Origin of the sequence: Staphylococcus sp. EG-SA-17 (assembly GCF_017151845.1) — a bacterium.
In the GTDB taxonomy this organism is placed as follows: domain Bacteria; phylum Bacillota; class Bacilli; order Staphylococcales; family Staphylococcaceae; genus Staphylococcus; species Staphylococcus aureus.
The window spans coordinates 1-25282 of record NZ_JACVZO010000006.1; the positions used below are offsets into that span (position 1 = coordinate 1).

The window sequence follows — 25282 nt, forward strand, 5'->3', positions numbered from 1 at the left end:
CTCAATCAAATAACCTCCAATCGAAGATTGAGTTAAGACATGATTATATAATTTAAAAAAGAAAAAATGTAGGAAAAACAGCATTTTCATTTCGCCATTTTCCTACATTTTATAACCGCCATTTACACCGTATCCTTCGCTCGCATCTGCTGTTGACGCAATTGTAGTTGTAGTAATACCAATTGCCGCTATTGCTAATAAAGATTTTGCTATCAATTTATTTTTCATGTTAATTATCCTCCAAATCATTATCTTACATTTATTAAGTTATCCTATTTATACAACTTTTGAAATTAACTAATTATTAATTAACTATAAACACTTTATAATATAGACAAAATATAGCTATCTATCTTGTGACTCATCAGCACTTATACACTAGTCAAAAAATTCATGCCTCTACTTTTTCGAATTTCAAAAATAAAACCACACAACAAAAAAGACACCATTTGAATGTTGGTGTCTGATGGTATAATTTCATAGATTTTATTTGTAACTTCTCATTCTATAGTTAAATATTGTGACCCAGCTAATGATTAACGTTGGTAGAATTACTAAATTCAAATTAGACACGTCAAAAAAGACAGATTGGAAATTGTCGATATTAATATCATTAATGTCCATTTTTTCATTTACTGCTTGATAGATCGCAAAGTAAACTAAGAACCATTGAATTAAATGTTCTAAAACGACAACCTCTGTCAAATCTACATTCTTTTTTCTAAAAAGTAATCTAACTATAAATAATTGGAATATACTTGAAATCAAGATCAATATAATACCCATTAAGAAAAAACTACCAAAATCAATTGTGATAAATTGAATAATACCATAAATAATTACGGCAGATATTGCCAGTGAAATATATCCTATAAAGATAAATACCACACCCATAAAGAGTGTCTTTAAGAACAGAAAAGGCTTCTTTCTATTTGTAACCAAATAGCTCAATATACAAAGTAGTAATAGAATTGTTAAAATTTTAATTATCATCGTTTGACCTCAATATATTTATTTATATCTTTATTATTGACCACGAAAAAATAACAATCACTTAAGTGATTGCCAATAATACTCAATGCCTACTCTATAGTAATCTTGGCACGTGATTTTACACTATTTTATCTATTTAAAAATGTAAGTGTTGAATTATGCTTACTTCGAAAATGCATAATTCAACTAAATAGTATAATTTTTAACTTATATATTAATCATAACATATCAACCTTAATTAGAATATATCTCTTATTTCTTTATAAGTAAAATTATACATATTAATTACTTCTCTACTATGAATCATTTCTTTGTTTTATAAACATTAATTATCAAAACAGCTACATGTATAACAATTTAGAGTGTTTACCTACCCAATATTGCAAACAAAATGTAGAGAAATATAAATATCGTTTTAACAATAAAAATCATTCAATCATAGTTGAGTGACGTTTACTACTATTATTATACTATCAACAAATTCAATAATACCTCAAATAAAAATAATAACATCAAATTCATCATTATTCTTTTTCGGTTGCATTAAACCTTATTAATTTGCACTTAATTTTAATTAATGAAGTGTTAACTGGTAAATGTATGAAACCGTTTGTAAAATAGCAGTGTACTCGCATTAGTAAGTACAAATCTATTTTACAGGGAGAACTTATTATGAAAAAAAATATTACAAAAGTAATTATTGCATCTACAGTTATCGCTACAGGTCTTCTAACTCATTCAAATGATGCTAAAGCTTTCTTTAGTTATGAATGGAAAGGTTTAGAAATTGCTAAAAAATTAGCAGATGATGAGAAAAAAGATGAAGAACGTGCTGATAGATTAATTAAAGACGCCGAGAAAGAAAGAACTTATACAGGTAAAACGGTTGAAGATTTATATGTCATTGCTAAAAAATTAGGTAAAGGTAATACTATAGCTGTAGTGAGAATTATAGATGGTGGTAAAAACGGTTACTATACGTTTGATATCACGCGTCCATTAGAAGAACATAGAAAAAATATTCCCGTAGTTAAAAACGGCGAAATCGATTCAATTACTTGGTATTAAAAAACACACTGAATTAAATAGTTGCACGCCAAACGTTAGAAAAAAATGCTAACGTTTTGGCGTGCTTTTTTATATGCTGCAACTTCCAATTTATTTAGCATCTTTACGACTGCTTAATAAAGCACGTATGATTAACACGGTTGCCACTATATCCGTTACAATTTTTATGATTGTTAATACATTCGATTTCCTTTTCACAATAGCCACCTCGCTTGATCAAAACATAAACAACTATTGCATTCACTTTTAAATAATTATTTTTCCCAATAAGCTCACCATTCAAATGAACACAATATTATAAACTAATTATACCTTTGAATATAGCAAAAAGCCACACTCTAAAGCATGGCTTCTATCAATTATTTTAAAGTATTATATTTTAAAACTAGATCGATTTGTCTTTGTAATTTTTTCTTTTCATAGCTGTGTTGGAAATGAATTAAATTAACAGCTCTTTGTGCTTTACGGTGTGTTGCAACAGTTCTTGTACGTTTGAACAAGTTTACAGCTTTTTGTGCATCCACAACTTTTTTATTTACTTGTTTTTTAAAGTTTGTTTGATACTCGTTATATTTTTTTACAGTTTCAGCGTTTTTAGTTTGTGCATGAGATTCACCGGCAAACGTTGATACCGTTAAACTAATAGCAGCTATGCTTAAAATTGATTTCCCAATAAAATTCTTTTTCATAATTAATAACACCTATCCTCAAATATTTATTCTGTATATATTTATAATAATAGAGATATACAAAAAACTACATTAACTATTTATTAACTAAACATTAATATTTGTGTCACTACATTTCTGAATTTCAAGAATTTTGCTACTCCATATTTTAACCACCAAATTATTGATATAATTTATGCCTTTAGAAATCCTTTTAAATATGTATGCGATTCATGCTTTTAACTAAATTTTCAATTTTCCTGACTTCTTGGAATCTTAATTTTATACTTTTTAACAATACACTTTTAACCAAATAATCAACATGATTCAACCATATAGGACCATCAACAATCACATTCCTCAAAAGTACAATTCTTTTCATAACATAAATGTGTTATTCATTCCAGTTATCTTATAAAATTGTCAGAAATACTTTTAAACAAATATTCATGTCACGACCTCCTAGTTAAATCAGTCTATAAACTAAAAAAAGTCATAGCTACTTTCTATTTAAAAAGTAGTATGACTGATTGTTTCGTGATGTCGATTTTTGAAATTGACAGTGCCATGTAAAGTTTGATCATCAATCAAGACTTCAGCATATGTTTCTTCCATTGAACTTCTAGATTGAGATATACTTCCAGGATTAATCACATGAACACCATTAATATATTCATATTTTGCCACATGTGTATGTCCATAAAAAGCAAATACACAACCTAATTCGCGTGCTTGCTCAGCTAATAAATGTCTTGTTCGATTGACTTGATATAAATGGCCGTGAGTATAAAAAGCATACACGTCGTTACACTTTGCGACCGCTTCATTTTCAAATTCTGGGTAAAAATCACAATTGCCTTTTACTCTATTAAATAAGCTAAGTTCCGTATCATCATACGCGAATTCTGAATCTCCTAAATGTAAATATACATCTGCATCTGGGTGCATTTCATAAATTTGATATAAAACGCCTGATTCAGTATGGTTATCACTCACAATAATCCATTTAGACATGTTGATCACCCGCAAGATAAGCTTCTAATAAATTAATTGCATTTCGTCTATGGCTAATTTGACCTTTTTCTTCTTTAGAAAGTTGCGCCATGGTTTTATCTAATTTCGGCACATAAAATATCGGATCATAACCAAAACCATTATCGCCATATTTTCCATCTGCAATTTCACCTGAAACCGTACCTTTAAATACTTTTGTTTCCATATCAGGGCCACTCATACTTATGACACAAACAAATTGCGCACGACGATCAGTTGTATTACCAAGCTTATTTAATAATTTTTCAATATTTGCTTCATCGCTTTTATTTTCACCAGCATAACGTGCCGAGTATATACCTGGCTCACCATTTAATGCAAAAACTTCAAGTCCACTGTCATCAGCTATGACCGTTTTATTCAATGCTTTTGCTGCAGCTTCTGATTTTAATATAGCATTTTCTTCAAATGTTGATCCTGTTTCTTCCACATCAAAATCTGGTATTAGTTCTGAAATACCTATTACGTGGTAATCTGGAAATATCACTTTAAAGTCATTTATTTTCCCTTGATTATTCGATGCAATAACAATCTCTTTCATTAAAAATCCTCCTAGTCATTCACTGATATACGTTCCACATTGACAGATAAATTTAACCACTCTTTGATAATGTTAGTAATGTGAGTAGGATCACCTGTTGCAAAAAATCGATGATCTGGATGTTCAGTATAACTTGCATGTTCATTACTAAATGTTAGCAATGCACTAACTTCACGAGCCGTTTCTAATCCAGACGAAATCACTGTCTTTTTACCACCAAAATAATCATAGATAGGTTTATAGAGCAATGGATAGTGGGTACATCCTAAAATGACAGTATCAGACTCACTATTACGCCAACGTTTCAGTGTTTGATGAATGACAATGCTTGTAATTGTTGGATCACTATATCTCATTTGTTCTACAAGTGGCACAAAACCTGGACAGGCAACGCCATGTACCTCTACATGTGGATTGATACGTTTAATATGCGTACGATATGCTTCAGATTTAATTGTGCCTTCCGTTCCTAGTACTAATACATTTTGATTTCTAGTAGTCATTATTGCTGTTCTAGCACCTGGTTCAATTACGCCAATCACTGGGATTGATAAGGTCTTTTGTAAATATTCTAAAGCTACAGCAGTTGCTGTATTACAAGCAATCACGAGCATTTTTATATCAAATTCCATTAATTTACGAGCGATTTCAACTGTATATTGTTTTACTTGTTCTCCTGGTCTTGGCCCATATGGGCATCGCCCAATATCACCTAAGTAATAAATCGTCTCATTTGGCAACTGACGCATAATTTCTTTAGCTACTGTCAAACCTCCGACACCAGAGTCTATTACACCTATTGGTTTATTCATATTCGGTCATCCTTACTTTTAATTTAATTTTTAGTTTATCATAACTAAGCATTGGATTTTAGTATTATGCACTGTGTTTACCATTTTTGTCATTATAATATTTATTTTAAATCAGCCCACTATCATATTGTCATGTAATCTGCTTATTAAAAAAATCCCTTCCAAGTTATTGTGTATCTCCATTCAATTTAATTTTGAAAGGAACATAACATTTTAACTCAAAAGGGATTAATTTTTATTCTACTTCATGGTCTGAACCAAAGAAAGATTTAAACATGTGGAATGTTGTTTCTCTGTTCATTGCTGCAATGGATGTTGTTAATGGAATACCTTTAGGGCAAGCATTAACACAGTTTTGTGAATTACCACACTGCTGTAAGCCACCAGTACCCATTAATGCATTTAAACGTTCATCTTTAGTCATAGATCCTGTTGGGTGCAAATTAAACAAACGAACTTGCGAGATTGCTTGCGCACCAACGAATTTATTATTTTCAGTAACATTAGGACAAACCTCTAAACATACACCACATGTCATACATTTAGATAATTCATAAGCTGTTTGACGTTTTTTCTCTGGCATACGTGGTCCCGGACCTAAATCATACGTTCCATCAATTGGGATCCATGCTTTCATACGTTTTAAGTTATCGAACATTCTAGAACGATCAACTTGTAAGTCACGGATAACTGGGAATGTATTCATAGGCTCTAATCGAATAGGCTGTTCTAATTGATCAACAATCGCTGAACATGATTGTCTTGCACGACCATTGATAACCATTGAACACGCACCACATACTTCTTCTAAACAGTTCATGTCCCATACTACTGGCGTTGTTTTTTCGCCTTTAATATTAACTGGATTACGTCTAATTTCCATTAAACATGCAATGACATTTAAATTTTCACGATACGGAATTTCAAACGTTTCTTCATATGGTTTTGAATCACTTGTATCTTGACGTTTAATAATTAATTTTACTGTTTTTTGTTTCGGTTTAGATTGTGTTTCATGTTGTGGTGTGTCTTTTACTGGTTGGTCAGTCATTATTTTTTACCCCCTTTAGACTTACTTGTGTAATCACGTTTACGAGGTGGTATTAAACTCACATCGACGTCATCATAAGTAAACTGTGGTTTTTCAAATGCACCTTGGAATGAGGCCATTGTTGTTTTTAACCACTCTTCGTCATTACGCTCTGGGAATTCTGGTTTATAATGGGCACCACGTGATTCATTACGATTATATGCCCCAATCGTAATCACACGTGCAAGTACTAACATATTCCATAGTTGACGAGTGAAGAATACCGCTTGGTTACTCCAAGTTTGTGTATCTTCCATATCTATATTTTCATAACGCTTCATCAATTCAACAATCTTTTTATCTGTTTCTAACAGTTTTTCATTTTCACGAACAACTGTTACATTAGCTGTCATAATTTCTCCAAGTTCACGATGTAATTTATAAGCATTTTCAGTACCACGCATAGCCATTAATTTTTCAAAACGTTCTTGTTCTTCAGCTTTACGTTTTTCAAAAATACTTTCATCCATATCAGTATATGAACGATCAATATTAGCAATATAATCAATGGCATTCGGGCCTGCAACTGTACCACCGTAAATCGCTGACAATAATGAATTGGCACCTAAGCGGTTACCACCATGTTGAGAGAAGTCACATTCTCCAGCTGCAAATAACCCTTTAATATTTGTCATTTGATCATAATCTACATATAGACCACCCATTGAATAGTGGACAGCTGGGAAAATCTTCATTGGTACTTTGCGTGGGTCATCACCAGTAAATTTTTCATAAATTTCAATGATACCACCTAGTTTTACATCTAACTCATGTGGATCTTTATGTGACAAATCAAGATATACCATGTTTTCGCCATTAATACCTAATTTTTGGTTAATACATACATCGAAAATTTCACGCGTTGCGATATCACGAGGTACTAAGTTACCATAATCAGGATATTTCTCTTCTAAGAAGTACCAAGGCTTACCATCTTTATATGTCCAAATTCGTCCACCTTCACCACGTGCTGATTCACTCATTAGTCGAAGTTTATCATCACCAGGGATTGCAGTAGGATGAATTTGAATGAACTCACCATTAGCATAAATAGCGCCTTGTTGGTAAACAATGGAAGCCGCTGATCCTGTATTAATCATTGAGTTTGTTGTTTTACCGAAAATAATACCGGGGCCACCCGTTGCCATAATAACTGCATCTGAACCAAATGTTTCAATCTCAGCAGTTGTCATATTTTGTGCAACGATACCTCTTGCACTATCATCGTCACCTTTAACTATGCCAAGGAATTCCCATCCTTCATACTTCGTAACTAATCCATCTACTTCATATGCACGAACTTGTTCATCCAATGCATATAATAATTGTTGTCCAGTTGTTGCCCCTGCATATGCTGTTCTGTGGTGTAATGTACCACCGAAACGTCTAAAATCTAATAGACCTTCATTTGTTCTATTGAACATTACGCCCATACGGTCTAATAAATGAATAATTTTAGGTGCTGCCTCTGTCATCGCTTTAACAGGTGGTTGGTTTGCAAGGAAGTCGCCACCATACACTGTATCATCAAAGTGAATCCAAGGAGAATCGCCTTCCCCTTTAGTATTGACCGCACCATTAATGCCACCTTGGGCACAAACAGAGTGCGAACGCTTTACTGGTACAACTGAGAACAAATCTACATGTGCACCTTTTTCTGCCGCTTTAATTGTTGACATTAAGCCCGCTAGGCCACCTCCGACAACAATAAGATGTTTCTCTGCCATAAAAATTTCACTCCCCTAAATTTTCAATCTATATTTGTTAAATGCGATGTATTACATAAAGGCAATAATTGCAGTAACACCAATATACGAAATAACTAAGAATACGATTAATGAAACCCATGTAAATACTCGTTGTGATTTTGGAGATTGAAGTCCTCCCCAAGTAACTAAGAATGACCATAAGCCATTTGCAAAGTGGAACACAACAGCAATAATACAAATAATATAAAATATTGCCCATCCAGGATGTTGCAATGTTTCGTGCATTAAATCGTAATTCACTTCTTTGCCGTAAAATGCTTTTTGTAAACGTGTTTGCCATAAATGGATACCAATAAAGATAAATGTTAAGATACCACTCACTCTTTGGAAGAAGAACATCCAGTTTCTAAAAATCGAGTAATGTCCAACATTTTCTTTTGCTGTAAATGCAATGTGTATACCAAACAAACCGTGATATAACAACGGAATGTATATAAATAAAAATTCTACAATAATTAGAAATGGTAATGATTCCATAAAGTTAGATGCCTTATTAAACGCTTCAGCACCTTGTGTTGCTTGGTGATTCACTAATAAATGAACGACCAAAAATGCACCTATTGGGATAATACCTAATAACGAGTGAATACGTCTTAGATAAAATTCATTTTTTGATTGAGCCAAAAGGAGTCCCCCCTGTGAACGAATATTTAATTTATTGAGCTATTTATATTAAACGTACGCTTAACCCCCTAAAGTGATATCGTTTCTAGCGTTGTCATTATCATTAAGCGAAACATTTTAAAGACAAATACACACTGTACGATCACCAAACTGCATGTCGAACAATGTAACATTTGGATTCGATATTTAAAATTGCTTGTGATGATAAACTTTCTCATTTAGAAAACGCTTCCACGTACATTCAAAAAAATAACTTTGTTAACCATATTGTAACATTATTTCATATATTTTGGGGCATGAGAATGATTCTCACGCCCAGTAATTTATTTATGCAATTGTTCATGTAGGTTCTTTGCGACGTTTTCAGGAATACCTATATTTTTAAAATCTTCAAGTGTAGCTTCCTTCATTTTCTTGATTGAACCGAATGAACGTAATAATAATGTTTTACGTTTGCTACCGATACCCTCTATATCATCAAGGATTGATTTCAAGCCTGTCTTTTGACGTGTTTGCCTATGAAATGTGATTGCGAATCTGTGAACCTCATCTTGGATACGGTGCAACAAATAAAATGCTTGGCTATTTTTCTTCAGTGGTACTATTTCTGCACTAGCGCCATATAATAATTCAGATGTTTGGTGTTTATCATTTTTCTGCAAACCTGCAACAGGGATATCAAGACCTAATTCGTTTTGTAGCACATCAATAACCCCGTTCATATGTCCTTTACCACCATCTACTATTATTAAATCAGGTAATGGTAATCCTTCGTTTAAAACGCGAGAATATCGGCGTCTTACTACTTCTCTCATTGATTTGTAATCATCTGGACCTTTAACCGTTTTGATTTTATACTTTCTATAATTTTTCTTATCTGGTTTACCGTCGACAAATGTAACCATTGCTGACACTGGATCCACACCTTGAATATTAGAATTATCGAATGCTTCAATTCTAATTGGTGTTTGAATTCCCATTTGTGTTCCAAGTTCTTCAATAGCTTTAATTGTTCTGGACTCATCACGTGATATTAATTCAAATTTATTATTTAAAGATACTTTAGCGTTATGTGCAGCTAGGTCAACCATATCTTTTTTGGGACCTCGCGCAGGTTGAACGATTTTAGTGTCCACAACAGATTGAATCATTTCTTTATCCAAATTACGTGGTACATGAACTTCCTTAGGTAAAATATGTTGGTTTAAGCTATAAAATTGTCCAATAAATGTATAAAATTCTTCTTCTTCTGTTTGCTGTAATGGAATCATCGTTGTATCTCGCTTTATCATATTACCTTGTCGTATAAAGAAAACTTGGATACACATCCATCCTTTATCAACGCTATAACCAAAGACATCACGAATCGTTTTATCTGATGACATAATTTTTTGTTTGTTAGTTAGATTTTGAATATGTTGAATTAAATCTCTATATTCTTTAGCCCGTTCAAAATCAAGTGATTCACTTGCAGTTAACATTCGCTCTTCTAAACTTTTTAAAATTGTTTTGTCTTCCCCATTCAGAAAATCAGTAATTTCCTTCGTCATTTGTACGTATTTACTCAAATCAACGTCATATACACATGGTCCTAAACATTGTCCAATATGGTAATAAAGACATAATTTATCTGGCATCTTATCACATTTGCGATATGGATATATTCTGTCTAATAACTTTTTAGTTTCTTGAGCAGAATATGCATTCGGATACGGTCCGAAATATTTGCCAGTACCTTGTTTTACAGTTCTCGTCACTAGTAGTCTAGGATATTTTTCCTTCGTAATTTTAATGAATGGATAACTTTTATCATCCTTTAATAATATATTATATCTTGGTTGATATTGTTTAATCAGATTCAATTCCAGTAAAAGTGACTCTGTTTCACTTGACGTGACAATAAATTCAAAATGCCGTATTTCTCCAACCAGTCTCGTTGTTTTAGCATCATGAGCACCCGTAAAATATGATCTCAATCGATTTCTTAGCTTTTTAGCTTTGCCAACATATATCACTTGATCATTACGATCTTTCATTAAATAGCAGCCTGGTTCCATAGGTACGACATTTAATTTATTTTTAATTCGTTGCTTATAGTCTTCCAATAATATCCCCCCTTCTAATTTTAAAATGAATGATGCTACAAAAGTGCTTCAAATTTATCACCACTAATTCTAGCTCATAATCAACATCTTCGAGTATGACTTTTCATGCACATCATGTAAAATTGAACATTGTTTTATCAAACCAACTGCTACAAATCTATCAGCATGCTAGATTATCATTTAACGTTCATAGATTTATTAATCCCACCATTCTCAAGTCGTAAACAATATGATGACTTATCATTCAACTTTTTATATTAAAAACACAAACAAAAACTGGAGCAATTCATTAAAGAAATGCCCCAGTCGTCATTGGTTGTAACTTATAAATGTTTATCTAAAACTTCAGCTAAGTTTTCTTTTGGTTGGAAACCAACAACTTTATCAACTGGTTGACCGTCTTTAAAGACGATTAATGTTGGAATACTCATCACTTCATATTTAGCTGCAGTAGATGGATTTTCATCAACATCTAATTTTAAAATGTCAGCTTTACCTTCATAGTCAGCTGCTAATTCTTCTAATACCGGAGCGATCATTTTACATGGACCACACCATGTTGCCCAAAAATCTACTAATTGTACACCAGATTCTACTTTTGAATCGAAATCTGCATCTGTTACTTTTACGATTGCCATAAATGCCAATCCTCCTTAATTATTATTATGATGTTCAAATTATATCAGATAACATGCTTCATGTATTTCTATTTGCTCAATTTTTATGCTTATTTCAAATAACATGTTTGAAATGTATTCTTGTTGCTTTACATTATTTTAACTGCAGCTATTTAATTTATCAAATTATAATTTATTTTAGTGTTGCAACGGTAACGCCAAATCCACCTTCGCTTGGCATACCACCTCTAAAGTCACTAACACTTTTATGCTTTTTCAAATGTTGTTGTACACCTTTTTGAAGTGCACCTGTACCTTTACCGTGAATGATATAAACTTGTTCGTAATTACTTAAAACTGCTTGATCTAAATATTGATCTAGTTCAATTAAAGCATCCTCATAACGATAGCCTCGTAAGTCTAGTTCAGTTTTAATTGTTTGACGGTTTTGACGTGTAACCATTTTCGTTGGCTTAACTTTTTCTTTTTGTTTTTTCTCTAAATCTTCAATAGGTAACTTCATTTTAATAATTCCCATTTGAACAATTGCTTCTTCATCATTGACAATTTCTAAAACTTCACCCTTTTGACCGTAAGATAATACTTTTACTTCATCACCAGCAACAATTTTATCGTATTTTTGCTTTTGTACATTTTGCTTTATAGATTTCGCTTCATAATGATCATCTAATCGTTTCTTCTTATCAATCAATTCATGTTCTTTAACATCTGCACCTTTTTGTTCACGCAATTGTCTTAAGTCTTTAATAATATCGTCAGCTTCTTTTGTTGCAGCTTTAATCTTCTGATTTGCTTTTTCTTTCGCTTCCTCTATTAGAGACTTTTCATAATTTTGGAATTGTTGATACTGCTTAGATAAATCATCATGCACTTGCTCCGCTTCTTTTACAAGACGGTCCAGTTCTAACCTCTGTGTCTCTACACGTTTGTAATTACGCTCTAATGATTCAATCATTTCATTTATTTCTTTTTCATCAGTACCAATCATCGTCTTAGCCTTATTAATAATATTCAAACTAAGACCTAACTTTTTAGAAATGTCAAAAGCATTTGAACGACCCGGCACACCCATTAATAACTTATACGTTGGACTCAAAGTATCTACATCAAATTCTACACTCGCATTCATAACGCCTTCTCGATTATAACTATATGCTTTAAGTTCAGGATAGTGCGTCGTTGCCATTACTAGAGAACCAATTTTTCTAACATGATCTAAAATGCTCATTGCTAATGCAGCACCTTCACTTGGATCTGTACCTGCACCTAATTCATCAAATAAAACTAAACTATGTTTGTCTGCATGCTTTAAAATTTCAACTATATTCGTCATATGAGATGAAAAAGTTGATAATGATTGTTCTATTGATTGTTCATCTCCGATATCGCAATATACATTTTTAAATATACTTAACTGACTACCATCAAGTGTTGGAATCAACAATCCTGATTGAGCCATAACAATAATTAAACCTAATGTTTTTAATGTTACTGTTTTACCACCTGTATTCGGTCCTGTAATAATTACCGTTTCAATATCTTCCATAAATTCGATGGTATTAGCTACAACAGTCTCACGATTTAATAATGGATGGTATGCTTTAGGTAAATATACAGTACGTTCCTCTTTAAATATCGGCTTTGTTCCTTTAATACTTCTACTATATCTCGCTTTTGCGATTAAAAAATCTAACTGACCCATGACTTGTTCTGCCACAAGTAGTGCATCTTTGTCCGCAGCCACATAACCAGTTAGTTGCGTTAAAATGCGTTCTTTTTCAATTGCTTCATCATGACGTAATCGACTAATTTGATTATTCATTTCAACAACTGATGATGGCTCAATATACAATGTTTGTCCTGAAGCAGATTGATCATGTACAATCCCATTAAAATCTTGTCGATATTCAGCTTTGACAGGTATAACGTTTCTTTCATTCCTAACTGTTACAATTGCATCTGATAATTTTTTCTGATTTGCTTGGCTTTTAACAATACGGTCCAAATTTTGTCTAATACGTTGATTCGTGCTAGAAATTTTACTTCTAATCCCTTGCAATTCATAACTCGCATTATCATATAAATCATACGTATCGCATGTTTCATTTATTTGTTGAAAAAGATCGGTTAACACAGGTAATTGATTCATCTTGTCATCTAATATTGGGTATTTAACACCTTCATCTTCTTCAACCAATTGATTATAAAATGTCTTAAATTGATTTTGTACTTGAATTAATCTTTTTATCAAGTTAAGCTCTGATACATTTAAAACGCCGCCAATATCAGCGCGATGAATGAATGCTGATACTTTAGATAAGCCACTCAAGCTTGGTAAACGATGCTTATTATAGATTTGAGCAATCTCATCCGTTTCTTCCATTTGAAAAACAACCGTTTCAAAATTAGTAGCTGGCATCATTTGATTGACCTTTTCCAAGCCTAAGTCACTAATTGTTTCATTGGCAACGAGTGATTTTATTTTTTCAAATTCTAAGACGTCTAATGTTTTTTGTCTCATAAAATCCCTCTATTTCTTAAGTTTTATATTATTTTCAATAAAGTCTTTAAAAGCTTCACGCGATAATGCGTTAATCACTCTATCTTTTGTTACAAATCCTTTTTGCGCAGTTGCTACGCCATAATTCATAAAATCTAAATGATTTGTATGATGCGCATCAGTGTTAATAGTTAATTTCACATTTGGATATTTACGAACGATATCAGCGTTCAGATCCAATCGATGTGGATTGGCATTAATTTCTAATACTGTATTCGTTTCTTCAGCTAATGCCATTAATTGTTCAATATTCGGTTTATAACCATCTCTTCTACCTATAATACGCCCTGTTGGATGCGCTATATGTCGCACGTATGGATTGCGACATGCATTAGCTAATCGTTCCATAATTTGTTCTTCTGATTGGTTAAAGCTTTGATGAATAGCTCCAATTACATAATCAAGTTGTGCTAAAATTTCATCATCATAATCCAGCGAGCCATCAGTTAATATATCCATTTCTGTACCTGAATAAATATCAATTTCACTATATTCTTTATCTAAAGCCTTAATTTCTTCGTTTTGTCTTAAAAGTCTTTCTACTTGTAAGCCATTAGCAACACGTAAACTTTGTGAATGATCAGTAATTACCATGAATTTATAACCTTTTGCGATATTTGCTTCTACCATGTCTCGAATAGAAAACGCACCATCACTATACGTTGTATGCATATGAATATCACCATTAATATCATCTAATGTAATGATATTACTTAGATCTTTATCAAATTCGCTACCATCTTCTCGCATAGCAGGTGGTATAAAATTCACATTAAAATGTTCATATATCTTGGCTTCACTATCATATTGAATTAATGTACCATCAGCTTGTTCAATTCCATATTCACTTACTTTTTCATCACGTGCTTTAGCAAGTTGTCGAATTCTTATATTATGTTCTTTTGACCCAGTAAAATGCTGCAATGTATGATAAAAAGCACTTGGTTCAATTAATCGAAAATCGACACCAATCGTTTCATCATCATACGCTAATTCTAATGAAACTTTTGTGTTCCCCACTGCAACTTCTTTTACTTTATTGGGAGTATTTAATAATTGCTGCTGCACTGCTTTTGGGTTATCGGTACTTATTATGAAATCTAAATCTTTGCTCATTTCTTTAAAACGACGGAAGCTTCCTGCAGATGAATATTGATCGATATAATTTAATGTATCTATATAATCAATGATTTCTTGATTAAGTCTTCTCATTTGATCAATTGGATATCTATCTTTCTTAGCACCAAGTTGTTTCACAGCTTCTAATATGTTTTGTTCCGTTTTCTTAGCAAATCCGCTTAATTCACTAACTTTTCCATTTTCACAAGCAACTTGAAGTGACGCTTTATCAACAATATTCAACTCTTTATATAGCTTAGCAATTTTCTTGCTTCCAAGTCCTTGAATTTTCAAAAGTGGAATAAGACCTTCCGGAACTTCTTCCTGTAATTGCTGTAAATACTGAGATTCACCGGTCTCACGGTAATCATTGATTACTTCTGCAACACCTTTACCAATGCCTTTTAAGTCCGTTACATCAGATATTTCATCTAATGGTCGTTCATCTAATTCAAGACTTTGAGCTGCTTTTCGATACGCTGATATTTTAAAAGTATTTTCCCCTTTTAATTCCATATAAGTAGCAATTTGTTCTAATAGTTTGATAACATCTTTTTTTGTCATAATAACACTCCATAAAAAGAAGACCAGGACGTATCATTAATATATACCTTTGTCCTGACCTCTTATGATAATTTATAAATTAATGGTGAAAGCCGATAAATATGGGATGTGAAAAATCAATGAATGACTCACAATAGATATTTTAAGCTGATGTTGTAATGCTTCGTTAGGATATAATGCCAATAGATATAACGTAAAGTGTAAGATAATTATCGTCATAAACACACCAACTATCATTCCCATTGCACGACTGAAAATATGAATGTTTTGATACGCTATTATTTTATCAAAAGTTACGATAATTAGATACAAAATGAACTTACAAAACAATGTAATCATTAAAAAAGCTACAATCGCTTCAAATCGATTTTGTAGATGATTAAAATGAAACGCAAAAGTTGTATTAAATGCTGTTGTTTTAGGATATGGAATAAATACAATTAATCTTTCTACAATAGATTTGTAAAATTGACTGGCAATCCACAATGATACAATCGTTGCACTCAAATGTATCATAGATAACCAAAAACCTCGTCTGAATCCAACGATGACAAAATACACAAAGAAAATGATTATGATAAAATCAATGACCATTTATTGCTCACGCTGCTGCAATTTGTGAATTTGTTGTTTCAAACGTCGATTTTCTTCTTCTAGTAGTACTTTTTCATGCATAATATTCACAGCAGTTAATATTGCTTTTCTTGAAGTATCTAAACCTGCTGCTTTATACCCTAATTCTTTTATTTTATCATCAACTAAATGTGCTACATATCGTATGTGCTCTGGGTTATCTTCCCCAACAATTGTAAAAAGCTGATCATTAATTGATACATTTACCTTGTTTTTAAACTGTGCCATTTATAATTTCTCCTGATCCTTTTTTTAAAATCTAAATTCACGTTATAAAATATGACTGGATAGTTTGTCTGAATTTGATACTAATATTGTTATATTGCAATTATGATAAAACAACAACACAATCTCTATAGATGACTTAATGTTCTTTTTATAATGAAATGAAATAATGTAAAGAATTTTCTATTCAATACTTTATCATGTTTAAATTGTGTCACTATAACATTTTCATAAACATTATACATGACCACTATGTATTTTGTAAGTATCCGCAATTAATTCTTTACAACATATATAAATGTTTCTGACGTTATTATCATTTATGATATGATTATTTTTGCTAATGATAATGAAATTATATGAAAGGATTTACACAAATGGCGAATATCGTTTTTAAATTGTCGGATAAAGACATAACGACATTAATGTCACGAATTTCTTTTGATACTGAGAATTTACCTCAAGGTATGAAAGCACGTGCAAAGTATCAAAATACAACTGTAAATATTTACCAATCAGGTAAAGTCATGTTTCAAGGTAATCATGCAGAAGCTGTGTCTCAAGAACTTCTACCGCAGCATTCTCAATTGAATACTAATAAAACTAAAAAGAAAAATATGGCTAATTCTTTTCTTGAACAGTCTTTAATGTATGATCAATTTAACTGTATTGGTAGTGATGAGGCTGGAAGTGGCGATTACTTTGGTCCATTGACTGTATGTGCTGCTTTTGTTACCAAAGAGCATGTCCTTATTTTAAAAACTTTGGGTGTAGATGATTCAAAAAAATTAACCGATACTAAAATCGTAGAACTTGCTGAGCAATTGGTTACTTTCATTCCACATTCACTATTAACACTACACAATGAAAAATATAATATTCAGCAAGCAAAAGGCTGGACTCAAGTAAAAATGAAAGCTGTTCTTCATAATGAAGCCATCAAAAATGTACTTGAAAAAATTGATTCGTCTCAATTGGATTATATTGTGATTGATCAGTTCGCAAAACGCGAAGTGTATAGCCATTACGCATTATCAGATATACCACTTCCAAAGAAAACAAAATTTGAAACAAAAGGAGAATCAAAGTCATTAGCCATTGCAGTGGCAAGCATAATTTCTCGATACGCATTTGTTACATATATGGATCAAATATCAAAAAATATTAATATGACGATTCCTAAAGGTGCCGGTGCTAAAGTCGATGTAATCGCCGCCAAAATTATAAAAAAATACGGTCTTTCACGTTTAGATACCATTTCAAAAAAGCATTTTAAAAATCGTGAAAAAGCCCAAAAAATTTTAAAGCCTCTTTGATTTATAATCATTAGAGGCTTTTATGCAGTTGTGCAAAGCACCAACTGTAATCCGCTGTGCCTCTTTGATTTTTAATCATTATGAATCGGAACCTAATAGGTGATTCTATTAGGTAAGTCATACTAATTTGCTTTGCTCATAAGTATGACTTTATATGCAGTGATGCGAAGCATCATCTGTAATCCGCTGTGCCTCTTTGATTTTTAATCAAGATAAATTGGATCCTAATAGGAAATCCTATTAGGTAAGTCATACTAATTTGCTTTGCTCATAAGTATGACTTTATATGCAGTGATGCGAAGCATCAACTGTAATCCGCTGTTCCTCTTTGACTTTTTAAATGCATTGGAACCTAATTGGTGAACCCAAAAATAAAACCCCATGTTAGGGATATCAATCTACTTCAGATATCCTTATACATGGGGTTTAAATCATTATCTAATAACAGCACCTTGTTCAATTAATGCTGCTTCAATTTCCGCTTGTACTTTTGAAACGCGCTCATCTGTCAATGTTTCTTCTGTGTCTAAATAATTTAAACGTATTGCAATTGATTTTTTACCTTTTTCTAAATGTTCGCCCTGATATACATCAAAGACAAGTGTATCTTTTAATATATTGCCACCGTGTGCATGAATCGTTGATAATAAATCAGCTGCTGGAATATTTTGATCTACTTCTAATGCAATGTCACGAGACATGCCTGGGAATCTCGGAATTGGCTGGTAATTAATGTAACCTACCGACACAGCCATTAATGCATCAAAATTCAACTCAAAAACATACGTACGTTTTAAATCATTATCAGCTGCTAATGTTGGATGTAATTCACCAATAAAACCAACAACTTTATTCTCTAATAAGATTTCAGCAGTACGACCTGGATGTAATCCATCAATATCAGCACGACGATAACTAAATTCAAGGTTTAACTTTTCAGATACTCGATCCACGACACCTTTTGCTAAATAGAAATCAACCGTTTCTTTCTTACCTTGCCATTGATTGACTACATAATCTCCAGTTAAAATACCACTTAAATATTCAACTTGATCTGGTAGTTCACCTTCTCCATTAGCAAAGAAGACATTGCCGATTTCAAATAATTTTACATCTTTATTTTTGCGTGCCACATTATATGATGCCGCTTCGATTAAATGTGGTAATAAACTTTGACGTAATGACGCATGCGCTTCACTCATTGGCATCAATAAATCAATTGTTTGACGCTGTTGCATCGCAAATGCAGTAGCATCTTCTTTAGAAACTAACGAATACGTAATAGCTTGGTCTAATCCAGCACCTTCTAACACTTCTTTAACCATTCTCGTTTTATATTGGCGATCAGTTAGCTGACCACTAGTAACTTTTTCGAAGACAGGTAACGTTGATGGAATATCGTCGTACCCATAAATACGTGCAACTTCTTCAATTAAATCTTCTTTAATTGTAATATCTTTACGACGTGATGGTACTTGCACTGTAATAACATCATCATTTATTTCTGTATCAAACCCTAGTTGATTAAAAATAGTAACAATATCATTTTGTGACAAATCAAATCCAATAGTGCGATTAATTTTATCAGCAGTGATGTCGATTGGTGTAATAAATGCACCAAGTTCTCCTGAAGACACTCTATCTTTTAGCACTTTTCCGTTTGCATAAGTTTGTAATAAATAACATGCACGGTCGACTGCTTCATCTACAAATTCAGTAGCTATTCCTTTTTCAAAACGACTAGATGATTCACTGCGTAAATTTAAACGTCTTGATGTATGACGAATTGAAACTGGATCAAAAATAGCACCTTCAATCACTATATTTGATGTATGTTCTTTAACTTCTGAAAAATCGCCACCCATAACACCAGCTAATGCAATTGGAGTTTGTCCATTAGTAATGACAATATCGCTCGTTAATAATTCACGTTCTGTATCATCTAATGTTGTCATTTTTTCGCCTTCATTCGCTTGACGAACAACAATTTGTTGTGAACCAATCGCATCTTGATCAAACATGTGCAATGGTTGACCGTATTCTAATAACACATAATTTGAAATGTCAACAACATTATTAATAGGACGTATACCCGCTTTTATTAAGCGTGCTTGCATCCAAATTGGCGAAGGTTCAATTGTCACGTCGTGAACAACACGTGCACTATAATATGGTACTTTATCTTCATTTTCAATTGTCACAGTCAGTTCATCATTTGCAGATAACTCAAGCTCATTTGATGTTGTGTCTGGCTTAGTCATTTTTGTATTATATAATGCTGCAACTTCATAAGCAGTACCTATCATACTTAAAGCATCAGCACGATTCGGCGTTAAATCAAATTCCATTACTTGATCATCTAAATATAAAGCTTGTAAGGCATCTGTTCCTGGAACTTGGGATTCACTAAAAACATAAATGCCTGATTCAAAACTTTTCGGTACATAGTTACTTGAAATACCAATTTCTTGTAACGAACAAATCATACCTTCTGAACGTTCACCGCGTAATTTGGCACGCTTAATTTTAATACCACCAGGCAATCTTCCACCTACTTTAGCAACAATGACATATTGTCCTGCATCAACGTTCGGTGCACCACATACGATTTGTACAGGTTCGTCTTCTCCGATATCAACTTGGCAAACATTTAATTTATCAGCATCAGGATGTTTCTCTTTTGACTTAACGAAGCCGACAACTAAATTTTTGATATCTTTTGTGTAGTCAATTAAATCATCCACTTCAATACCTGTGCGCGTAATACGTTCTGCCAAATTACTTACAGAATCATCGATTGTTACATATTCTTTCAACCATTCATTTGATATCAACATTACATGTCACCTCTATCTTCTACCGCTTTAAATTGATCTAAAAATCTCACATCATTAGTATAGAAATGACGAATATCTTCTATACCATATTTTAACATTGCAATACGGTCTGGTCCCATACCAAATGCAAATCCAGAGTACTCTGAAGAATCAAAACCAGCCATTTCTAATACATTAGGATGTACCATTCCAGCACCTAAAATCTCAATCCATCCTGTGTGTTTACACACATTACAACCTTTTCCTTTACATTTAAAACATGACACATCAACTTCTACAGAAGGTTCAGTGAATGGGAAGTAACTTGGACGTAAACGAATTTCACGATCAGCACCAAATAATTTCTTAGCTAACAATTCTAAAGTACCTTTCAAATCACTCATTTTAACGTTTTTATCAACAACTAATCCTTCAATTTGTGTAAATTGATGACTATGTGTCGCATCATCAGAGTCACGACGATACACTTTACCAGGGCAAATAATTTTAACTGGACCTTGACCATGACGTGATTCCATCGTACGTGCCTGCACTGGTGATGTATGCGTACGTAATAAAATTTCATCCGTAATATAGAAACTATCTTGCATATCACGTGCAGGGTGTGATTTAGGTAAATTCAGCATTTCGAAGTTATAATGATCTTGTTCAACTTCATATCCATTCACAATTTCATAACCTAAACCTAAGAATAAGTCTTCAATTTCTTCTATTGTACGTGTTAATGGATGCTTTGAACCGATTTCAATATGACGACCTGGTAATGATACATCAATTGTTTCTTCAGCCAATTGCTTATTTAATTTTTCTTTAACTAACATCTGTTGTCTTTCATCTAATTCATTTTGAATTGTTTGACGCAATTCATTCACTTTTTGACCAAATGCAGGTTTCTCTTCATTCGGCAAATCCTTCATCAATTTCATTAGTCCGCTAACTGACCCTTTTTTACCTAAGTATTTCACTTTAACTTCTTGCAGTGCACGTTCATCATTTGCTTCATTAATATCTACAAGCGCTTGTTGTTTTAACTCTGACATTGTTTGTTGTTCAGACATATGTCACTGACCTCCCTATTCGAACTATTCATTTTCTATTTATCATATTTGTTGTTTAACTAAAAAAAGACTTTCATCCTCTTAAAAAATAAGGGACGAAAGTCATTTCCGTGGTACCACCCAAATTTATGCCTAAGCATACACTTGTTTAATATTGATAACGGATTGTCTTTCCGACTTAAATCTCTTTAAGTAACCAAAAAGGTGAAAAGACTTTAAATAATTGGAATAACTTGCAGTCACGATTATTCTCCCTAAAACAATTATTTATATAAATGTCCATGCCTTTTTATTGGTTTATATTCAATTGTGTATGCAATCACGTAGAAATGTTCTGTTAAACAATTAATTATAATTATATCGGAAAACTTTCAACACGGTCAACCTTTCAAATGATAAAGTAAAATACTACCTGCAATCGCTACATTTAAACTTTCAGCTTTACCATAAATAGGTATGATTAAATTTTGTGTAGTATGTGCTAATAATTCAGGATTAACACCTTCTCCCTCATTACCTAATAGTAATGCAAAAGAATCACTTGAAGTAACTTCTTTGTATGCCACTGCGTTTTCAAGTGCTGTACCATAAACAGGACCATTAAATTGAGTAATAAACGTATCGAGATCTTGAGTCATAACTGGCAAATGAAAAACACTACCTTGACTCGCTCGCAATACTTTATCTTGATAAGGATCTGTCGTACCCTTCTCCATTATTACAGCATCCATTCCAGCAGCATCCGCAGTTCTAATTAATGTGCCTAAATTTCCAGGATCTTGAACACGATCGATAAGCAATACTTGTTGTGCTTTAGAAATATCATATTGTGGCTTCTCAATGATTGCGAAAAACCCTTGTGGTGTCACTGTACCTGATAAAGATTCAGCAACTTTCATGTTTATTTCAAAAACTTCTTGCGCGTATGCGATAATTTGCTGATCTAATCTTGCCGGTTCAATTGCAAATAATTGTGTAATTACAATCCCACTTTGATAAGCTTCTTCAATTAAATGCACACCTTCAATTAAAGCTAATCCAGTTTTATCCCTCTCACGTTTCTTTTTTAGCTTGTTCGCTTGTTTAATTCTATTATTTTGTGCAGAAGTAATTTGTTCCATAGATAGCTCCTCGCTTTATTTTTAAAAATAAAAATATTAATCATTAATAAGATGAAAACATTTGATTGTATAGTTAATATTAATTAATCGATTTTATCACTCATATTATTTCAAATTGTATAAATTTCTTTTATCGATACTACTACTATAAATCATACGCCCCAAAATATCATTATTAATTCTTTTCTTCTTCAAAATAAATCAAAATGATATAATTGATGATTATTTTCAAAGCACATTCAAATCAAACTACGCTTTAGCAATTTGTTGTTAGCATGTTTGTGTTCATTAAAAAAACGACCATCATCGGTATCATGTATGGTCGTTACAAAAGCTAACAATACCAATTGTCATAACAAGTACTGCAACCTCTTTAAATTCAATTATTTCATGTAACTATAGCCTATATCATATGTAATTACTTTGTTATTGATAATCGGGCTACTTTCATCTTCATTTTTACTTCTAACATGTTTATGTGCTGCTTTAAAGACATCAGATTTTAACCAATCCGTAAAAGCTTGCTTTGATTTCCAAACTGTTAAAATTTTCACTTCATCAAAATCTTCTTGTTCTAAAGTTTGTGTAACAAACATGCCATCAAAGCCTTCTAATGTTTCAATCCCATGTCTCGTGTAAAATCGTTCTATAATATCTTTTGCTGTTCCTTTTGTTAACGTCAGCCTATTTTCTGCCATGAATTTCATAATTATCCTCTTTTCTGTTTAACTTACCTTAATTATTTTTGCGACAACAACAATTCTTTTCGTTGTTTCACTATATGCATCTTCGCACGTTGATAAAGTTATTATTTTATCTTTTACCGTTACATTAACATCTGAATTAATTACAGATTTACGTTTTGTCTCATCTAAAAATTGTTGATAATCTTGATCATTTTCAAAATCTGTACGTATGTAATTATCTTTAGTAGTAGTTTTATATGCACTAAATACTTGCAATTGATATTTACCATATTTATTGTCAAATTCAATTATCTTGTGTTTTTCATAAAAAGATTGCTTTAAATAATCTTCTAACACATCAAACATCGTATTATCACCGACATGGTGCCCATATAAAATAGTATTATGATTTAAATTCTTCAATTCATTTCTAAAATCCATAAAAATACTACCTTTACGTCGATGTTCTCGCTCAAAATCTAAATTTAAATAATCGTGATTTGTCTTACCTTGTAGTACTGGATAATTTAATGATGTTCCTGATAATTTTATCCATCCAACAATGTCTTTATTTATTTTTTCAAGTGATTCAAATTGTGGTCTCACATGTGCTTGATGTTTGCTCATCAGCATTTGAAATTTTTGTTGTAATTTCTCATAATTTGCGCGTTCTTGCTTGTCTTCAATATATGTTTGAACAATTTTGTAACCAAAAATGATAATAATTACAACCAATAAAATTTGTACAATAGTTAAAAATCGCTTCATTCTCATAAAAATCCTCTTTTATTAACGACGTTTCTTCAGTCACTACTAAACCAGTTATTGTACCGTTTTAGATTCGATTTCGTTGACTTTGACAAATTAAGTAAATTAGCATTGGACCACCGACAATCATTAAAATAGCATTGGCTGGAATTTCTAAAGGAGGCTGTATCACTCGTCCTAATAAATCAGCCACTAACAATAGCCATGCACCAATAACTGTAGAAAATGGAATAAGTACTCTGTAATTGCCCCCAACTAGCTTTCTAACCACATGTGGCACAATAATACCTAAAAAGGCTAGTTGTCCAACAATCGCAACAGTTGCACTTGCTAAAAATACTGCTAATAAACCTGTTAACCATCTGTAACGATCAATATTGAAACCGATACTTCGCGCTTGTACGTCATCTAAATTTAGTAAATTCAATTTAGTGGACAATAGTAATGTTAATATTAATCCCAATAATGCTGATACTGCTAATATGTATACGTCGCTCCATATTTTCATTGTTAAGCCTTGAGGAATTTTCATTAAAGGGGTTTGAGTTAAAATTTCTAAAACACCATTTAATAATACGAATAACGCAACACCTACTAATATCATACTTACAGCATTGAATCTAAATTTAGAATGCAACAATATAATTATTAAAAATGGTATTAAACCTCCAATAAAACTTAATAATGGTAAGTAAAAGTACAATTGTGGAATAAACAACATACAAAGTGCTCTCATTATAAGTGCACCTGAAGAAACGCCAATGATATTCGCCTCTGCCAAAGGATTTTGTAGTGCTGCTTGTAATAATGCTCCAGAAACTGCTAACATTGCGCCAACCATTAATGCAATTAATATACGTGGCAATCGCAAATCAATGATTGAATCCACTGCTTCATTGCTACCAGTTGTAAATTTTGTAAATAGGTCATTAAATGACAATTTAATTGTACCGGTTACAAACGAAATATAAGCAGTTGCGATTAAAATGACTAACAAACATAAAAATAGTAGTTTCTTTTTATTTTTTATCATC

Annotated in this window: 25 protein-coding genes and 2 pseudogenes; 4 read left to right on the forward strand and 23 right to left on the reverse strand. The window is 32.3% G+C overall.

Features of this window, described 5'->3' with window-relative positions; translation table 11 throughout:
* Positions 1-126: 126 nt before the first annotated feature.
* A pseudogene (locus IDG65_RS04205) lies at positions 127-228 on the reverse strand (fibrinogen-binding protein); the annotation flags it as partial.
* Positions 229-486: 258 nt separating this feature from the next.
* Complete coding sequence (locus IDG65_RS04210; protein ID WP_000584398.1) at positions 487-993, reverse strand: SA1002 family membrane protein; 507 nt, start codon at positions 991-993, stop codon at positions 487-489.
* A gap of 672 nt (positions 994-1665) precedes the next feature.
* Here IDG65_RS04210 and IDG65_RS04215 point away from each other — a divergent pair.
* On the forward strand, positions 1666-2061 hold the full coding sequence (locus IDG65_RS04215) for an FPRL1 inhibitory protein FLIPr (RefSeq protein ID WP_000739573.1): 396 nt from the start codon (positions 1666-1668) through the stop codon (positions 2059-2061).
* Positions 2042-2113: a hypothetical protein gene (locus IDG65_RS04220; protein ID WP_031789496.1), complete on the forward strand. Its 72-nt coding sequence runs from the start codon at positions 2042-2044 to the stop codon at positions 2111-2113. The genes IDG65_RS04215 and IDG65_RS04220 overlap by 20 nt, the downstream gene beginning before the upstream one ends.
* A gap of 307 nt (positions 2114-2420) precedes the next feature.
* Here the strand turns inward: IDG65_RS04220 and ecb are convergent, their stop codons facing one another.
* The 9 genes from ecb to uvrC form a co-directional block, all read right to left on the reverse strand.
* A complete protein-coding gene (gene ecb, locus IDG65_RS04225) occupies positions 2421-2750 on the reverse strand; it encodes a complement convertase inhibitor Ecb (protein ID WP_000739208.1) in 330 nt (109 codons plus the stop codon).
* A 193-nt stretch (positions 2751-2943) separates the two neighbouring features.
* The gene (locus IDG65_RS04230; RefSeq protein WP_014667694.1) at positions 2944-3111 is read right to left on the reverse strand and encodes a hypothetical protein; all 168 of its coding nucleotides are present in this window, start codon (positions 3109-3111) and stop codon (positions 2944-2946) included.
* Positions 3112-3239: 128 nt separating this feature from the next.
* Complete coding sequence (locus tag IDG65_RS04235; protein ID WP_000049480.1) at positions 3240-3743, reverse strand: YfcE family phosphodiesterase; 504 nt, start codon at positions 3741-3743, stop codon at positions 3240-3242.
* Entirely contained in the window at positions 3736-4323 is a 588-nt protein-coding gene (locus tag IDG65_RS04240; RefSeq protein WP_000659315.1) for an XTP/dITP diphosphatase, read from the reverse strand. The genes IDG65_RS04235 and IDG65_RS04240 overlap by 8 nt, the downstream gene beginning before the upstream one ends.
* Before the next feature lie 11 nt (positions 4324-4334).
* Positions 4335-5135 carry a glutamate racemase gene (gene racE, locus IDG65_RS04245; protein ID WP_001039659.1) on the reverse strand — a complete coding sequence of 267 codons (801 nt, stop codon included), beginning with the start codon at positions 5133-5135 and terminating at the stop codon, positions 4335-4337.
* 235 nt (positions 5136-5370) lie between these two features.
* Positions 5371-6186, reverse strand: coding sequence for a succinate dehydrogenase iron-sulfur subunit (gene sdhB / locus IDG65_RS04250; protein WP_000132055.1), 816 nt, complete (start codon positions 6184-6186; stop codon positions 5371-5373).
* Entirely contained in the window at positions 6186-7952 is a 1767-nt protein-coding gene (sdhA, locus tag IDG65_RS04255; RefSeq protein ID WP_000818277.1) for a succinate dehydrogenase flavoprotein subunit, read from the reverse strand. The genes sdhB and sdhA overlap by 1 nt, the downstream gene beginning before the upstream one ends.
* Positions 7953-8003: 51 nt before the next feature.
* The gene (locus IDG65_RS04260; protein WP_000079317.1) at positions 8004-8618 is read right to left on the reverse strand and encodes a succinate dehydrogenase cytochrome b558 subunit; all 615 of its coding nucleotides are present in this window, start codon (positions 8616-8618) and stop codon (positions 8004-8006) included.
* 323 nt (positions 8619-8941) lie between these two features.
* Positions 8942-10723 (reverse strand): excinuclease ABC subunit UvrC, encoded by a 1782-nt coding sequence (uvrC, locus tag IDG65_RS04265; protein WP_052997648.1) that lies wholly within the window; start codon positions 10721-10723, stop codon positions 8942-8944.
* A gap of 165 nt (positions 10724-10888) precedes the next feature.
* Here uvrC and IDG65_RS04270 point away from each other — a divergent pair, with 165 nt between their 5' ends.
* Positions 10889-10984: a hypothetical protein gene (locus tag IDG65_RS04270; RefSeq protein ID WP_001788625.1), complete on the forward strand. Its 96-nt coding sequence runs from the start codon at positions 10889-10891 to the stop codon at positions 10982-10984.
* A gap of 62 nt (positions 10985-11046) precedes the next feature.
* On the opposite strand, the gene trxA is transcribed toward IDG65_RS04270, so the two are convergent.
* The 5 genes and pseudogenes from trxA to zapA all read right to left on the reverse strand — a co-directional run bounded on the left by trxA (position 11047) and on the right by zapA (position 16465).
* Positions 11047-11361, reverse strand: a complete 315-nt coding sequence (gene trxA, locus IDG65_RS04275) for a thioredoxin (protein WP_001018928.1) — start codon at positions 11359-11361, stop codon at positions 11047-11049.
* A gap of 172 nt (positions 11362-11533) precedes the next feature.
* The gene (locus IDG65_RS04280) at positions 11534-13882 is read right to left on the reverse strand and encodes an endonuclease MutS2 (protein ID WP_001249288.1); all 2349 of its coding nucleotides are present in this window, start codon (positions 13880-13882) and stop codon (positions 11534-11536) included.
* 9 nt (positions 13883-13891) lie between these two features.
* On the reverse strand, positions 13892-15604 hold the full coding sequence (polX, locus tag IDG65_RS04285) for a DNA polymerase/3'-5' exonuclease PolX (protein WP_052997647.1): 1713 nt from the start codon (positions 15602-15604) through the stop codon (positions 13892-13894).
* A 72-nt stretch (positions 15605-15676) separates the two neighbouring features.
* Positions 15677-16198 carry a CvpA family protein gene (locus IDG65_RS04290; RefSeq protein WP_052997646.1) on the reverse strand — a complete coding sequence of 174 codons (522 nt, stop codon included), beginning with the start codon at positions 16196-16198 and terminating at the stop codon, positions 15677-15679.
* A gap of 7 nt (positions 16199-16205) precedes the next feature.
* Positions 16206-16465, reverse strand: a pseudogene (gene zapA / locus IDG65_RS04295) (cell division protein ZapA).
* A gap of 374 nt (positions 16466-16839) precedes the next feature.
* Between zapA and rnhC the strand changes: the two are divergent.
* Positions 16840-17778 (forward strand): ribonuclease HIII, encoded by a 939-nt coding sequence (gene rnhC, locus IDG65_RS04300; protein WP_001284270.1) that lies wholly within the window; start codon positions 16840-16842, stop codon positions 17776-17778.
* Positions 17779-18212: 434 nt separating this feature from the next.
* Here the strand turns inward: rnhC and pheT are convergent, their stop codons facing one another.
* From pheT to isdF, 7 genes are all read right to left on the reverse strand, one after another.
* Positions 18213-20615: a phenylalanine--tRNA ligase subunit beta gene (pheT, locus tag IDG65_RS04305; protein WP_000909001.1), complete on the reverse strand. Its 2403-nt coding sequence runs from the start codon at positions 20613-20615 to the stop codon at positions 18213-18215.
* Positions 20615-21673 (reverse strand): phenylalanine--tRNA ligase subunit alpha, encoded by a 1059-nt coding sequence (gene pheS / locus IDG65_RS04310; protein WP_000003566.1) that lies wholly within the window; start codon positions 21671-21673, stop codon positions 20615-20617. The genes pheT and pheS overlap by 1 nt, the downstream gene beginning before the upstream one ends.
* A gap of 380 nt (positions 21674-22053) precedes the next feature.
* A complete protein-coding gene (locus IDG65_RS04315; protein WP_000435380.1) occupies positions 22054-22794 on the reverse strand; it encodes a TrmH family RNA methyltransferase in 741 nt (246 codons plus the stop codon).
* Between the two features lie 239 nt (positions 22795-23033).
* Positions 23034-23141 carry a hypothetical protein gene (locus IDG65_RS04320; protein ID WP_010956599.1) on the reverse strand — a complete coding sequence of 36 codons (108 nt, stop codon included), beginning with the start codon at positions 23139-23141 and terminating at the stop codon, positions 23034-23036.
* A 36-nt stretch (positions 23142-23177) separates the two neighbouring features.
* Positions 23178-23501 (reverse strand): staphylobilin-forming heme oxygenase IsdG, encoded by a 324-nt coding sequence (isdG, locus tag IDG65_RS04325; RefSeq protein ID WP_000670950.1) that lies wholly within the window; start codon positions 23499-23501, stop codon positions 23178-23180.
* A gap of 18 nt (positions 23502-23519) precedes the next feature.
* Positions 23520-24254 carry a class B sortase gene (gene srtB, locus IDG65_RS04330; RefSeq protein WP_001242418.1) on the reverse strand — a complete coding sequence of 245 codons (735 nt, stop codon included), beginning with the start codon at positions 24252-24254 and terminating at the stop codon, positions 23520-23522.
* 61 nt (positions 24255-24315) lie between these two features.
* Positions 24316-25281, reverse strand: coding sequence for a hemin ABC transporter permease protein IsdF (gene isdF, locus IDG65_RS04335; RefSeq protein ID WP_206174028.1), 966 nt, complete (start codon positions 25279-25281; stop codon positions 24316-24318).
* Position 25282 lies beyond the last annotated feature (1 nt).